We start from the raw sequence: 14,646 nt of genomic DNA, 5'->3' as shown, positions 1-14,646 counted from the left end.
TACAGTTTTCAGTTGAACGGCCGGGCTGTTACCAGGCCAGCGGTGCCGTAAGCTGAACACTGTAAACCGACCCACATTACCCATTCGACAGTTCGGTAGCGCGTTGCTGGGCGGCTTTGATGCCGGTAACGAGGGTATCGGCCAGGGCACCCTGATCGAATGCACGAAGAGCGGCCTCGGTGGTGCCGCCTTTTGAGGCTACGGCCTTGATCAGTTCATCGAGCGATTTGTCGGCGGTATTGATCAGGTGATAGGAGCCCAGCATGGTTTGCTTCACCAGCAGCGCCGAAACCGAATCGCTGAAGCCCATTTGCCGGCCCGCGTCGATCATGGCTTTTACCACGTAGTAAAAATAAGCCGGGCCACTGCCACTTAGGGCCGTTACGGCGTCGAGCATACCCTCGTCTTCCAGGAATATAGACCGGCCCGTAGCGTTGATCAGGTTTTCGACCCGGCGCAGGTTGGCCATATCTACTTCGGGTGCGGCTGTAAAGCCCGTGATGCCCATGCCGAGCATAGCGGGGGTGTTGGGCATGGCCCGTACCACCAATTTGTGCTGCAGTTTGTCCTGAATCTGCGCGATCGGGATACCGGCCATGATCGACAGTACTACCTGATTGGGCTGCACCACATCGCGCAGGGCTTCGTGTACACTGTTGAAATCCTGTGGTTTTACCGACAGAATAATGAGATCGGTTTCGCCGACGTGCGGCCCGATCGTGTCGACCACCACACCGGCTTTTTCCTGTTTCAGACTTTCCGACCGGTCGGCGCTTTTTTCAATGAGCAGCAATTCCTCCTTCGAGACCAGTTCGTATTGCAGAAACGATTTGGCGAAAGCCATACCCATGTTTCCACAGCCAACGATTGCAATTTTCATAGTGTTTCCAGACAGTAATAAGCGTTTCGTGAAGGGCTGTTGATGAAAGGCCGGCGCCGATCGAACGGCACAAAAAAGGGTCAGGCTAGAAAGCCCGACCCGGCAAAACTACGAAAGTAAGGGAAGCCACTACTTCAGAATCTCGTCTAACTTCTGTTCGAGTGCATCGCCCCGCAGGTTCTTGGCAATAATTTTTCCTTCCTTGTCGAGCAGAAACGTGGCCGGTATGGCCTGTACGCCGTATTGCTGCGCAGCCATCGACTGCCAGAATTTCAGATCCGATACGTGGGTCCAGGGGAGGTTGTCGTTCCGAATGGCACGCTCCCATTCGGCTTTGGTACGATCGAGCGATACGCTGTAGATCGTGAAACCTTTGTCTTTGAATTTGTTGTACATCCGAACCACGTTGGGGTTTTCGGCGCGGCAGGGACCACACCAGCTGGCCCAGAAATCAACCAGCACGTATTTGCCCCGCAGCGACGATAGGGCCACGGGTGTTCCGGTGGTGTCGGTCAGCGAAATCTCGGGCGCCAGCGAGCCTACCATAACGCCTTTGATCCGGGCAACCCGGCCAATCAGGGCTTTCGCGTGCGGGCTGGAGGGGTTCTCCTTCTCGAACTTCTGGGCCAGCGTATCGTAGGTGGCAAAGTCGGTGTCGATGTTGATGAAGTTGAGTGCGAACAAGGATACGAGCGAGGTACCCATTTCCGGCAGCATCGCTTTTACCTTATCAACCACTTCCTGCTCGGCCTTCGTATAGTCGGCTTCGATCTGCGCAATCCGTTTGTTGTCTTTTTTCTCCGTAGCGGCTGCTATCTGTTTGTTCCAGGCGGCTACCCGGGTTTCCATGTCCGTTCGCAGGGTCATAAGCTTATCGTAGTAAGCCATGTTCTTCGATCCCGTTACGGCAGCTTTGCCCTGTTCGCCAGTTTTGGCGTTCATCCGGAACCCATCGGCCACAACGTTCAGGTTTTCGTTACCCTCCACGAGCAGGGCCATCTTCTGACCACCGCCTACGTTGAGCACCATTACCTCGCCACCATCGGCGACGTTGCTTTTAAGCGAAAACGTGTTGTCGGGTTTTACCTGAGCCGAGTCGATCTTACGGCTGGGCTGGTTGTTGGTTTCGAGGTAGACATAACTACCGGGCGTGGCCTTTTTCACCGTACCCGACACGGTGAACGGTTTAGTACCCTGCGCGAAGGTTGTGGTGGCCAGGGCCAGGGCAACGATCAGGCTTACTGCAACGTGTTTCATTTCGGCTGTAGAGCGGTTGCTACTAATTGATTGACCAGTTTGGGGTCGGCGGAGCCTTTCGACTTTTTCATGACCTCTCCAACAAACATGCCGAGCAGGTTCTTTTTGCCTTTTCGGTACTGCTCGACTTTGTCGGGCCATTCGGCCAGAACGCTCTCTACCAACGTTTGAAGCGCGTCGGTATTGCGATTCTGAATCAGACCATTGGCTGTAGCGAGCTCGAGCGGCCCCCGGTCGGGCTGAGCCTGCATCAGGCCAAATACCTGTTGGGCCGCTGTTTGGCTGACCGTGTCGGCCAGGATCAGTGATAGGAGGCTGGCCAGCTGGGCAGCCGTTACCGGAAACTGCCGATCGCGCAGGGTTTTCTCGGTAAGCTGCCCCTTCACCGGACCCATGAGCCAGTTCGATACGATCTTGTATGCGGCCGGACCGGCCTGGTCGGCGGGGAGTTGCCGGCACACGTCTTCGTAGTAGTCGGCCAGTTCTTTGGCATCGGTCAGGAGAGCCGCGTCATAATCGGGCAGCCCGTAGTGCGTGGTGAAGTACGCCAGCCGGGCAGCGGGCAGCATGGGCATCTGTGCTTCAATATCAGCCAGCCAGGCATCTGAAATTACCACGGGTGTCAGATCGGGGTCCGGAAAATACCGGTAGTCGTTCATCGTTTCTTTCTCACGCATGCCCGCGCTGAGTCCCGTGCCGGCGTCGAAGGTGCGGGTTTCCTGAATGATGCGACCCCCGGTTTCGGTCAGTTCGATCTGCCGCCGAACCTCGCTGTCGACAGCCCGCATGACATTACGGATGGAGTTCAGGTTCTTGACTTCGACTTTGGTGCCGAGGTAGGTAGCGCCAACAGGCCGTATCGAGACGTTGACATCGCAGCGCAGCGAGCCCTCTTCCATGTTGCCATCGCAGATACCCAGATAGCGTACCAGCCGGCGCACTTCGGTCAGGTACTGCCCGGCCTCGTCGGCCGTGCGGATGCTGGGCTCGGTAACCATCTCGATCAGGGGCGTACCAGCCCGATTATAGTCAAGCTGTGTGGTCCAGTCGCTGCCGTCGTGAATACTCTTGCCGGCGTCTTCTTCGAGGTGGATATGGTGCAGCTGAATAGCTGTCTGATACGATTCGCCGGTGACTGGGTCTTTGGCCGTGATGGGCACAGTGCCGCCTACACAGATTGGGTCTTTATCCTGCGACAGCTGATAGCCTTTGGGCAGATCCGGATAGAAATAATTTTTGCGCGCAAATACATTACGGCGAGTAATGGTGCTGCCGCAGGCCAGCCCCATCCGAACGGCAAACTCAACGGCCTGACGATTGGCTTTGGGCAGCGTACCGGGGTGTCCCAGCGTAATGACACTCACGTTGGTGTTGGGCTCGGCGCCAAAGGCGTTGGTGTCGGCCGCAAACATCTTGCTGCGGGTCAGCAACTGGCAGTGGACTTCTAAACCGATAACGGCTTCGTAGCGAGTCAAAACGTCGGGGGCAAGCGTGCTTTCGGTTACCATTGCGCTGAGTGAACGATTTGGCGCAAAGATAACGAAAACCGCCAAGCCGGGGCGCCGGACGGCTGTCAGATCACCCGCAGCCGATATTTAAGATAGGTTTGGGCCAGCAGGGCAATCTTCTGCGGGTTGGGTACCCGAATGCGTTCGTTGCTGATGGTTGTAGCCGACAGCCGTTTTATTTTCTTGAATAGCGTCAGGTAGTACGTGTAGGCCAGATGAACACCCATGCGCGCGCCGGCTGGCAGATTCAGAATGCCCTGGTAGGCATCGTCGAAGTCGTGCTGAATATCGGCTTCGATCTGCTGCTTGGCTTCGCGCCCGAATACCTTGAAATCAACACCGGGAAAGTAGGTACGGCCGCGGTCAACAAAATCGCTCTTCAGGTCGCGCAGGAAATTTACTTTCTGGAAGGCAGCCCCAAGCTTACGGGCGGGCTCGCGGAGGCTGTCGTAAGTACTGCAGTCGCCCTCACAGAACACCCGCAGACACATCAGCCCTACTACCTCGGCCGAGCCGTAGATGTATTCGTTATAGCCGCTATCGTCGTAGTCCTGTTTGTAAAGATCCATCTCCATGCTTTTCAAAAACGCTTCGATCAGCGGCCGGTCGATGTTATACTCGCGGACGACGAGCTGAAACGACTGTAGCACCGGATTCAGACTGATGCCCTCGTCAATGGCCTGGTACGTATCGTGTTTGAAACGTTCGAGCAGCGTTTTTTTGTCAAAATCGTGGAACGTATCGACGATCTCATCGGCATACCGAACAAACCCGTAGATCGCATAGATCGGCAGGTGATATTTCTGATCCAGTGTTTTGATGCCCAGCGTAAATGAGGTACTGTACCGCTCCGTAATTAGTTTACTACACTCAAGGGCGGTTTGGTTAAACAGGGCCATCATAGGCAACGAAATGGGAAAGAGTAAGGTAAAGGGTCTGTAAATTAAGCAAATTCTTTGGCAACCTCCTCAGCTACAACCAGGCCGGAGATGAGCGAAGGGGGCACTCCCGGGCCCGGTACCGTCAGCTGACCGGTGTAGAACAGATTGTTTATCCGTTTGTTCTTCAGGCCTGGTTTCAGCAGGGCCGTTTGCTTCAGCGTATTGGCCAGACCATAGGCATTGCCGCGGTAGGCATTGTAGTCCTGTTTGAAATCGCGGTGAGCGTAGCTGCGTTTGTAGATCACGTGGCTGCGGATTTCTGTACCCGTGTAGGCTTCGAGCCGATCCATCAGCAAATCGTAGTATCGTTCGCGGGTGGCCTCATCGTCGGTTAAATCGGGGGCTACCGGAATCAGCAGAAACAGGTTTTCGCAGCCTTCGGGTGCTACACTGGGGTCGGTTTTAGAAGGTGCCGATGCGTAGAACAGTGGTTTACTAGGCCAGCGGGGCGTTTCATAAATTTCCTGGGCGTGAAGCTTGAAGTCTTCATCAAAAAACAGGTTGTGGTGTTGGAGCCGGGGGACACGTTTGTTAACACCGAGGTAAAACAGCAGCGACGAGGGCGCCATCACGCGGCTTTTCCAGTAGGCATCGTCATAATTACGTGTTTCGGGCGTCAGCAGATTGGCTTCGACATGGTGATAGTCGGCACCGGCCACCACGACATCGGCTTCAAAGATACCATCGGCTGTCGCAACGCGCCGGGCCGTCTTGTCAACCATCTGAATGCTGGTAACCGACTGATTGTAAAGGATTTTAACGCCTTTCTCCTCGGCCAGGCTAACCATAGCCCGTACAATCTCGTGCATGCCACCCATTGGATACCAGGTGCCAAGGGCCATCTCGGCATAATTCATTAGGCTATACATGGCCGGCGTATTTTCGGGCGTAGCACCCAGAAACAGTACCGGAAATTCAATGATTTCGAGCAACCTGGGGTGTTTGAAGAATTTGCGGGCGTGGCTGGCAAACGATTGGAACACGTCGAGCCGGGTAACGTCGAGCAGCAGCTTAAGGCTCAGAAACTCCGTGACCGACCGGCTGGGCTTCCAGACGAACTTGTTCATGCCTACATCGTATTTATAGGCCGCCTGTTTCAGGAATTCGCGGAGCTTGGGGCCGCTGCCTGGCTCTATCTGTTCGAAAAGGGCTTCGAGTGGGGTCAGACCGGCTGGCAGATCAACGGCTTCATCAGGACCGAAAATAACGGTATAGGAGGGGTCAAGCCGGACGAGGTTGTAATAGTCGGCGGTTTTCTTGCCGAAGCGGGCAAAATACGTGTCGAACACGTCGGGCATCCAGTACCAGCTGGGCCCCATATCGAACGTGAATCCGTTTGCCTGAAATACGCGGGCCCGGCCACCCGGCATCGAATTTTTTTCAAGAATGGTTACGTCGTAACCTTTATCAGCGAGCGAAGTGGCCGCAGCAAGGCCGGCAAAACCGGCACCAATGACAAGTACGCGTTTGGGCATTACGGTTCAAAAAAAAGGTAGGTATCGCATAGGCAACCCCGTGACAAAGAAAAAAGTTGGACGGAAACCCATCCAACTTTTCGAACCTTCCTCTTTTTTAACCAAAAACTACTCAATCAATGCCGTTTAGACGGACGATTGAAAAAAAGTATCGCTTATGCGTTGTAATGAGCGTAAACTTTCAGTTGATCTTTCAGCTCTTTACGGGCAATGTGAATGCGGTTTTTAACGGTGCCGATGGGGATATCCAGCTTGGCAGCGATTTCGTGGTACTTGAAACCCCGGAAGTGCATCATAAACGGTGTCCGGTACGTGTCGTCCAGACCGTTAACAGCCCGGTTGATATCATCCTGGGCAAACGACGAATAAGCCAGGTTGTCGGTGCTGCTCTCCATCGAGTTGATGTAGTGCAGGTTGTCAGTCGTGTCGATAAACGTGTTCTTACGAACCATCCGCTGATAGTTGGTAATGAACGTGTTTTTCATGATCGTGTACAACCAGGCTTTCAGGTTCGTACCGTCAGTATATTTATCGCGGTTCGTAAACGCCTTCAGAAGGGTATCCTGCAGGAGGTCGTTTGCGTCTTCAACGTCTTTGGTGAGCCGGAGAGCGAACGGCCGCAGCGACTTGGAAACTTTACCGATGTGATAGGTGAATTCGAGCGCGGTCATGATCTATGTCTGTTTTTCTGTTGAATGCTGATGTCTGTTAATTGACAAAAAGCCGGCCAGCCTGATTCATCGCGCCCTGTGGGCCTATTTATTGGGTATAAATTGCTGAATACTAGACATTTGTTTTGTATTTCGGCCCGTGCCAGAAAAAAATGTGGCGCCTGTGTAGCTGGACGACTGTGGAAGATTTCCCCCATTGTGTGGAATGTGGGGTGTGGAAACTGTTTAAGATTCCACAAAAATCGTTAAACAAGATGGGCCAGCTCTACCCGGAAACACACAACTTCACCTTGTAAAAAGAAAAAAAAGGGCCCCGCGAGGCCCTATGTCGTCTTTTTGTGGTAATATGGATACAAAAAAGAATGGGTGTGACGTCTACAACAGGCCCTCCCGCAATAAATCGTGGAGATGCACAAACCCGTAAACCTCATTGGCATCGGCAACGATCAGCTGGGATATGTTTCGCTCCTGCATCAGCTGTAGAGCCGATACCGCATATTCGTCGGGGCCCACGCAAACAGGCGTAGGCGTCATGACATCGCGTGCACTCAGATTCAGGAAAGAATCGTGGTCGTAAGCCATACGCCGAATATCCCCGTCAGTAACAATGCCCAGTAGTTTCCGGTCGGCATCGACAACTGCGGTAGCACCCAGCCGCTTGGCCGAGATTTCGAATATCACTTCTTTCAGTGGTGTGTCGGGCGTTACCTGCGGGCACTGATTGTGCGGATACAGGTCAGCTACTTTCATGTAAAGCTTTTTACCCAGTGAGCCGCCGGGGTGATAGCGGGCAAAATCGTGGCGGGTAAAATCCCGCGCTTCGAGCAACGCCACAGCCAGCGCATCGCCAAGGGCCAGCGCTACAGTCGTACTGGTAGTTGGGGCCAGGTTGAGTGGATCAGCCTCGCAATCGCAGTAGGCGTGCAGAACGTAATGAGCGTGTCGGGCCAGATAAGACTCGCGATCGCTGACCATGGCTACGAGCGTAACCTGAACTCGTTTCAGCAGGGGGACCAGTACCTGAATTTCGGCCGTATTACCGCTTTTTGAAATGAGCAGCACCACATCGTTGGGCTGGATCATACCCAGGTCGCCGTGAATGGCGTCGGCGGCATGCATGAAAAGGGCGGGGGTGCCCGTCGAGTTCAGCGTTGCCACTATTTTCTGGCCAATAAGGGCGCTTTTGCCTACTCCGGTTATGACTACTCGGCCCGGCGTGGTCAGAATGGTTTCGACAACAGTATCGAACTGATCGTCCAGTAGGTCGACAGCCCTGCGAATGGCTTCGGCTTCGGCCAGCATAACAGACTGTGCCGTGGTTTTGGGATTTTTTAGTACTTTCAACGGTCGTTATCGCGATGAAGAATAGATTGCTCTGTATATTCGCTACCAGTAAAAGCAAAGATACAGCAAGTGATTCAGCGTAAAGTAACTTTTGTACGATTTGTAGAATGATGCAGGTTGATCAGACGGTCTACACGACCCTCAGGGAGCGCCTAAAAGAAATTTTTGGCTATAGTCAGTTTAGGGGGGATCAGGAAGCCATTATTCACAGTATCCTGGCCGGGCGAAATACGTTCGTCATCATGCCTACCGGAGCTGGCAAATCACTTTGTTATCAGCTGCCTGCTATTGTCAGCGAGGGTACAGCGGTTGTTATTTCGCCCCTCATTGCCCTGATGAAAAATCAGGTCGACCAACTCAATGCCTTCGGAATTAACGCCCAGTTTCTGAATTCGACCCTGTCGAAAACGGAAATGAACAAGGTAAAAAAAGATACGCTGAACGGCACGCTGAAGCTTCTGTACATTGCCCCGGAGTCGCTGACAAAGGAAGAAAATTTGGACTTTTTAAAGAAAGCCAACATTTCATTCGTTGCTATCGACGAAGCACACTGTATTTCGGAGTGGGGCCACGACTTCCGGCCTGAGTACCGCAAAATTCGGGGTATTGTCGACAACATCGGGCAACTGCCAGTTATCGCGCTTACGGCCACGGCTACACCCAAAGTGCAGCTCGATATTCAGAAAAACCTGAATATGGAGGAGGCCGACCTCTACAAAACGTCGTTCAACCGCAAGAATCTCTATTATGAGATCAAGCCCAAGGTCGACGCCAAGAAACAGCTCATCAAATTTGTCAAGCAAAACAAAGGGAAATCGGGAATCATCTACTGTTTAAGCCGCAAGACGGTTGAAGAAATTGCTGAACTGCTGACGGTCAACGATGTGAAGGCGCTGCCTTACCACGCGGGCCTCGATCCGCAGACGCGCATGAACAACCAGGACGCGTTTCTGAATGAGGACGTCGACGTAATCTGTGCCACCATTGCGTTTGGCATGGGTATCGACAAACCCGATGTTCGGTTTGTGATTCACTACGATGCGCCCAAGTCGCTCGAAGGCTATTATCAGGAAACCGGACGCGCCGGTCGCGATGGGCTGGAGGGCAACTGCGTGATGTTTTACAGCTACGACGATATCGTAAAGCTGGAGAAATTCAACAAAGACAAGCCCGTTACGGAGCGCGATAATGCCAAACACCTGCTGGGTGAGATGGTATCCTATGCCAACCTGGGCGTTTGCCGGCGCCGGCAGCTGCTGGGCTATTTTGGTGAGTTTATGGATAAGGACTGCGGTTTTTGTGATAACTGCACCAAGCCCACCGAGAAATTCAAGGTACAGCACGAAGTAGTACTGGCGCTGCAAACGGTACTGCAGACCGATCAGCGTTTCGATGTAAGTCACCTGAGCGATGTACTGACGGCCACGTCGAACCAGTACGTTACCAGTTACGAGCACAATCGGCTGGCCGTTTATGGCAAGGGACGCGAGTTCAACGAAACTGCCGAGTTCTGGTGTTCGCTGATTAAGCAGATCACCATCTACGGCTATCTGGAGAAGGATGTCGATAACTACGGTATCCTGAAACTGACGCAGCGGGGTATGAATTACATCGAAGATCCGTATCCGCTTTCGCTCGCCAAAGACCACGATTACAACCAGCAGATTGCCGACAAAGACGATGAAGATAAAGACTCGGCGCCTTCGTCGGGTGGTGTCGCCTACGACGAAGAGTTGCTGGGGCTGCTGAAAGCGCTTCGGAAAAAGATTGCCAGGGAGAAAAACCTCCCGCCCTACGTCATTTTCCAGGACCCATCCATGGAAGAGATGGCCACCACCTATCCCACAACACGGGAAGAGATGGCCCAAATCAACGGCGTGGGCATGGGCAAGGTGCAGAAGTTTGGCCGGCCTTTCATCGACCTGATTGCCAAATACGTCGACGATAACGAAATCGAAACGGCCAAGGATGTCGTTATCAAGTCAACCGTCAACAAGTCGAAAGTCAAGATTTACATTATCCAGCAGATCGACCGGAAGGTGGACCTCGACGAAATTGCCGAATCGAAGGGCTTGTCGATGGAGGATCTGATGGAAGAAATTGAGCATATCTGTTATTCCGGTACCCGGCTAAACCTCGATTACTATATCAATCAGGTGATGGATGAAGATCGGCAGGACGAGATTTTCGATTATTTCATGCGTGCCGAAACCGACAACATTGCTGTAGCCATGCAGCAGTTCGGGGGCGATGATTTTACCGAACAGGATCTGCGCCTGATGCGCATCAAGTTCCTGTCGGAAGTAGCAAACTAAGTCGGCTGCCAGCACCGGGCTCCAGCGTCCGGTTAATCCCTATAACGGCAGGTGACTAACCTTTCAACAATGAATATACTTTTACTAGGTTCAGGTGGTCGGGAACATGCATTTGCGTGGAAGCTGACGCAGAGTGCGTTGTGTAGTACATTGCTGGTAGCGCCGGGTAATGCCGGCACGGCACAGGTGGCTACCAATCTGCCCATCGCCTTTACCGATTTCCCCGCCGTGGCCGAGGCCATACGGGCCCACGCTATCGATCTGGTCATTGTTGGACCGGAAGAACCCCTCGTCAAAGGCATTGTCGACTTTCTGCGGCAGCAGCCCGGTTTCGGCGACCTGCCCATTGTAGGCCCTGATGCGATGGGTGCTCAGCTCGAAGGCAGTAAAGATTTTTCGAAGCAGTTCATGGTGCGCCACGGCATTCCGACGGCAGCCTCGCAAACCTTCACCGCCGACACGCTGACCGAAGGACTGGCTTATCTGGAGCACCAGTCACTACCTATTGTGCTGAAGGCCGATGGGCTGGCAGCTGGCAAAGGGGTGATTATTGCCGAAACGCTGGCCGATGCCCAGCACGCCCTCACTGACATGCTGAGCAATGGGCGGTTTGGTGACGCGGGCAGCAAAGTGGTTGTCGAGCAGTTCCTGCGTGGTATTGAGTTGTCGGTGTTTGTGCTGAGCGATGGAGTCAACTACAAGATTCTGCCCGAAGCCAAAGACTACAAGCGTATCGGCGAAGCCGACACAGGGCCCAATACGGGCGGTATGGGGGCCGTATCGCCGGTGGTATTTGCTAATGAAACCTTCCTGAAGAAGGTAGAAGAAAAAGTGGTGAAGCCAACGCTGGCCGGTTTGCAGCAGGACGGTATCGTGTACAAGGGTTTCATCTTTGTGGGCCTGATGAAGGTCAATGGCGAACCCTACGTTATCGAATACAATGCCCGCATGGGCGACCCTGAGACCGAAGTGGTTCTGCCGCGTATTCAGAGCGATTTTGCCGAACTGATGATGGCGGCTGCCACGGGTGAGCTTGATCGGGTAGAACTACAGGTGTCGCCCCAGACAGCCGTGACAACGGTAGTTGTATCGGGTGGATACCCCGACGCTTACGAAACGGGTAAAATCATTTCGGAACTCGAGCGTTTAGAAGACGTGACGGCGTTCCATGCCGGCACCAAAGCACAGGACGGTCAGATTCTGACCAATGGCGGACGGGTACTGGCCCTTACAGCACAGGCCAATTCGCTCGAAAATGCCATCCGAAAGTCGCAGGAAGCGGCCCGACGGGTGCAATTCGACGGAAAGCAATACCGGAAGGATATCGGGCTCGACCTGATCCGGTATTCCGATTAGAAAGGCGTTATAAAGTTGGAGAGGGACACGGTTGTCAGGTTGGCCCGGCCAGCCGCATACACCCGCATACCTATGCAACAAGACAACTATAGAAATTATGTCATGCAAATCGTGTGCAACCGGCGGGTGTGGAACCCAGCGTGGAGCAGCCGAGGGTCCGGGCGGGGAACCGCAGAAAACGACCACGGCGGGCTGCGGCAGTGGTGGATGCAGCACGGGCGGTTGCAATAAATTGAATTCGTTCGACTGGCTGAGCGATATCGCCATGCCGGGCGCCAAAAAATACGACGTTACCGAAGTTAAATTTAAAGGCGGCCGTAAAGAATACTATCGCAACGTCCATCAGCTCGATCTGACAACGGGCGACTATGTAGTGGTTGAAATGCAGTCGGGTTTCCACATTGGCGCCGTGTCGATGCAGGGCGAACTGGTTCGGCTGCAGGTGAAGAAACGGGGTATCAAGATCAATGACGATACTAAAGTGATTCATCGGCTGGCTACCCCCAAAGACATGGACCGGCATGAGCAGGCTGTGCTGCGCGACCTGCCGGCGCTTTACCGTACCCGCGAAATTGTTCGGGAGCTGAAGCTGAACATGAAACTCTCGGATGTGGAGTTTCAGTCTGACAACACGAAAGCAACGTTCTACTATTCGTCGGAAGAGCGGGTCGATTTTCGGGAGCTGATCAAAATGCTGGCTGGTGAGTTTAAAGCACGGATCGAAATGCGGCAGATCAGTCTGCGGCAGGAGGCCGGTCGACTGGGCGGCATCGGCTCGTGTGGCCGGGAACTGTGCTGTTCTACCTGGCTTACCGACTTTAAGAACATTGCCACCTCGGCGGCCCGCTATCAGAATCTGTCGCTCAATCCGGCTAAACTGTCGGGACAATGCGGGCGCCTGAAATGCTGTCTGAACTACGAACTCGACACCTATATGGACGCCCTGCGCGACATTCCGTCGGTCGAGAAGCCTCTGGAAACGCAGAAAGGCCGCGCCTGGCTGCAGAAAACAGATATTTTCCGCAAGCTGATGTGGTTTGGTTACAGTTCCGAAAGTACCTGGCACCCGCTGACGATTAGTCGCGTGCTTGAAATCCTGGAACTCAACAAACAGGGCATCATTCCCGAGTCATTCGATGTGCTGACACCAGTTGGCGACAAAGAGCCGGTGAAAGCCGCGGCTTTGAACTCCGACCTGCAAAAGCTGGATGCCAAGTATGCAACCCGCAGCAGCAGCAGCCGGAAGAAAAAGAAGAAACCAAAAGGGGGCAGCAGCGCACCTACCGCAGCCGGACCTGTCCGCCCGGTTACTAATGGAAAAGCCTAGCATCAATAAAGCCCGGTATCAACAACCGGGCTTTATTATGTCAGTGCAGTTCTGTTCGGGTTGTAATAAGCAGCAAACCCCGCCTGGCGTTGGGCCCATAGAGCGAGCTGGCCTTCTGGCCGTCGAGTTGGGTAATCGAAACCACACTGGCCTGGCGCAGTCGTTTCAGCTGCCGGGCGGTTGCAACCTGGCCATTGATCACATAAGTCGGCGTTCCCTTCACGCGTCGTCGCAGCCAGGCTGGTGCCGACCGGGCTACGGATGGATGCTGGGCGGGAAGTGTGCGAAAATTGGTGTCGAGTTGGGTTCCCGGCATGATAACCGGAGGCTGGGCCTGCTCATAGGCAGGTTGGGTAGGCTTACGAGGTTTGCCGGGCACCAGCGTATCAGCCGTTTGCGGAAGCCGGTCGGTTGGTGGGGTAGCGGGCGCGGCAAACAGCAGCCCCGGCAACAAAGTGAGAAACAGCAGACTTTTCATGCGTATCGTTCCGTATACAAGCTGTATGACTATTGGATTCGAAACTGCCAGCCCGGTTTAAGTGCCTAGAAATCGCCCGTGTAGAATGGGCTGAATACGTAGTAACTGGAGTCGCGCCGGGCTCGTTTGGGCTCCGTTTTAATCGATAGTACAAACCGAGGTATAACGGTATCAGTACGCATCCACTTGTAAAAGGGGCGTTCCTGCGTATAAACCCGAGCCACTTCCCGTACGTGAATCGATTCAACATCGGATGGGGTAGCAGGCAGGTTGTTGATATAGATCTCGGTCTGATTCCGGAATTCGTCGTACAGGCGCAGATGTTCCTGCCTGGTGCGCTCAACCAAAGCGTTTTTGTTGTGGAAAAACGTGGCTTCGAGCAGCTGGTTCATCGAGAACGCGTGCGAATCGCCCAGGGGGTGTGCCGAGAGGGCCGCAGCTCGTAAGAACGTGAAGAACCGATCCCGCACAGGGTGGGGCGGAACGGGCGTAGGCTGCGTCTCGATCAGAATCTGATACGGCTTGACGGCGCCATCGGTGGTAACTTGATTTTCCGACCGATGCATCACAAACAGTTCCCGCACCTGTTCGGGTCTGATGGCCTTCAACTGAGTCGTATCGATAAGCCGGGCGTTGACAAAAATTTCGGTGTCGAAGCCATGATCGGGCGACAGCATAAACCGGTCTTTAGCCAGATGCAGCAGCACTGGTTCGCCCTGCGTCGCTTCCCAGCCGTGGCGACTGTGTAGCAGGGTCATTTGCTGATACCAACCCTTCTGATCATTGAACTCGGCCGCCATAGCCCGGGTGGGACTGGTAGCCGGTAAATCGTTGGATGTACGCAACGTAAGCTCGTCTTCATAGGTCGTCTCCTGCCTGTTCTGACAGGCGAGCAACCCAAAACAGAGCAGCATAGTAGCCATACAGATCACGCAGCGCGCAAGGCGGGCGTTTGACCATGGTGCGGATAAAGGCGCTGGCAGATGCATGATACGAGACAGGGTAACCAGGGTTTCGTTAAGGAGTAGCTACAGATGCCCACGATAATAGGCTGGTGAAACGATGGCTCATAAGTCGTTCGGTTAAAAGCAGTC

Annotated in this window: 12 protein-coding genes; 3 read left to right on the top strand and 9 right to left on the bottom strand. The window is 53.9% G+C overall.

Going from position 1 to position 14,646, the window contains the following annotated elements; all coding sequences use genetic code 11:
- Positions 1-76 precede the first annotated feature (76 nt).
- The 7 genes from proC to ACYVAC_RS05990 all read right to left on the bottom strand — a co-directional run bounded on the left by proC (position 77) and on the right by ACYVAC_RS05990 (position 8,076).
- On the bottom strand, positions 77-880 hold the full coding sequence (gene proC, locus ACYVAC_RS06020; protein WP_461096696.1) for a pyrroline-5-carboxylate reductase: 804 nt from the start codon (positions 878-880) through the stop codon (positions 77-79).
- A 129-nt stretch (positions 881-1,009) separates the two neighbouring features.
- Positions 1,010-2,137: a redoxin domain-containing protein gene (locus tag ACYVAC_RS06015; protein WP_461096695.1), complete on the bottom strand. Its 1,128-nt coding sequence runs from the start codon at positions 2,135-2,137 to the stop codon at positions 1,010-1,012.
- Complete coding sequence (gatB, locus tag ACYVAC_RS06010) at positions 2,134-3,645, bottom strand: Asp-tRNA(Asn)/Glu-tRNA(Gln) amidotransferase subunit GatB (RefSeq protein ID WP_461096694.1); 1,512 nt, start codon at positions 3,643-3,645, stop codon at positions 2,134-2,136. Before gatB ends, ACYVAC_RS06015 begins: the two co-directional genes overlap by 4 nt.
- Before the next feature lie 65 nt (positions 3,646-3,710).
- Positions 3,711-4,547: a phytoene/squalene synthase family protein gene (locus tag ACYVAC_RS06005; protein ID WP_461096693.1), complete on the bottom strand. Its 837-nt coding sequence runs from the start codon at positions 4,545-4,547 to the stop codon at positions 3,711-3,713.
- A 41-nt stretch (positions 4,548-4,588) separates the two neighbouring features.
- Positions 4,589-6,061: a phytoene desaturase family protein gene (locus ACYVAC_RS06000; protein WP_461096692.1), complete on the bottom strand. Its 1,473-nt coding sequence runs from the start codon at positions 6,059-6,061 to the stop codon at positions 4,589-4,591.
- A gap of 155 nt (positions 6,062-6,216) precedes the next feature.
- Positions 6,217-6,732, bottom strand: a complete 516-nt coding sequence (locus tag ACYVAC_RS05995) for an RNA polymerase sigma factor (protein ID WP_461096691.1) — start codon at positions 6,730-6,732, stop codon at positions 6,217-6,219.
- Between the two features lie 375 nt (positions 6,733-7,107).
- Positions 7,108-8,076: a KpsF/GutQ family sugar-phosphate isomerase gene (locus ACYVAC_RS05990; protein WP_461096690.1), complete on the bottom strand. Its 969-nt coding sequence runs from the start codon at positions 8,074-8,076 to the stop codon at positions 7,108-7,110.
- A gap of 107 nt (positions 8,077-8,183) precedes the next feature.
- On the opposite strand from ACYVAC_RS05990, the gene recQ reads away from it, so the two are divergent.
- The 3 genes from recQ (at position 8,184) to ACYVAC_RS05975 (ending at position 13,074) form a co-directional block, all read left to right on the top strand.
- Positions 8,184-10,391 carry a DNA helicase RecQ gene (gene recQ / locus ACYVAC_RS05985; RefSeq protein ID WP_461096688.1) on the top strand — a complete coding sequence of 736 codons (2,208 nt, stop codon included), beginning with the start codon at positions 8,184-8,186 and terminating at the stop codon, positions 10,389-10,391.
- A gap of 69 nt (positions 10,392-10,460) precedes the next feature.
- On the top strand, positions 10,461-11,747 hold the full coding sequence (purD, locus tag ACYVAC_RS05980; RefSeq protein WP_461096686.1) for a phosphoribosylamine--glycine ligase: 1,287 nt from the start codon (positions 10,461-10,463) through the stop codon (positions 11,745-11,747).
- Between the two features lie 97 nt (positions 11,748-11,844).
- The gene (locus ACYVAC_RS05975; RefSeq protein ID WP_461096685.1) at positions 11,845-13,074 is read left to right on the top strand and encodes a PSP1 domain-containing protein; all 1,230 of its coding nucleotides are present in this window, start codon (positions 11,845-11,847) and stop codon (positions 13,072-13,074) included.
- 40 nt (positions 13,075-13,114) lie between these two features.
- Here ACYVAC_RS05975 and ACYVAC_RS05970 read toward each other — a convergent pair whose 3' ends face one another.
- Both ACYVAC_RS05970 and ACYVAC_RS05965 read right to left on the bottom strand, forming a co-directional pair.
- Positions 13,115-13,552, bottom strand: a complete 438-nt coding sequence (locus ACYVAC_RS05970; RefSeq protein ID WP_461096683.1) for a hypothetical protein — start codon at positions 13,550-13,552, stop codon at positions 13,115-13,117.
- 65 nt (positions 13,553-13,617) lie between these two features.
- Positions 13,618-14,475 (bottom strand): hypothetical protein, encoded by an 858-nt coding sequence (locus ACYVAC_RS05965; protein ID WP_461096682.1) that lies wholly within the window; start codon positions 14,473-14,475, stop codon positions 13,618-13,620.
- Between the last annotated feature and the right edge of the window lie 171 nt (positions 14,476-14,646).

It is taken from the genome of Spirosoma luteolum, assembly GCF_054778875.1.
This window is presented reverse-complemented; position numbering and strand designations above follow the sequence as displayed.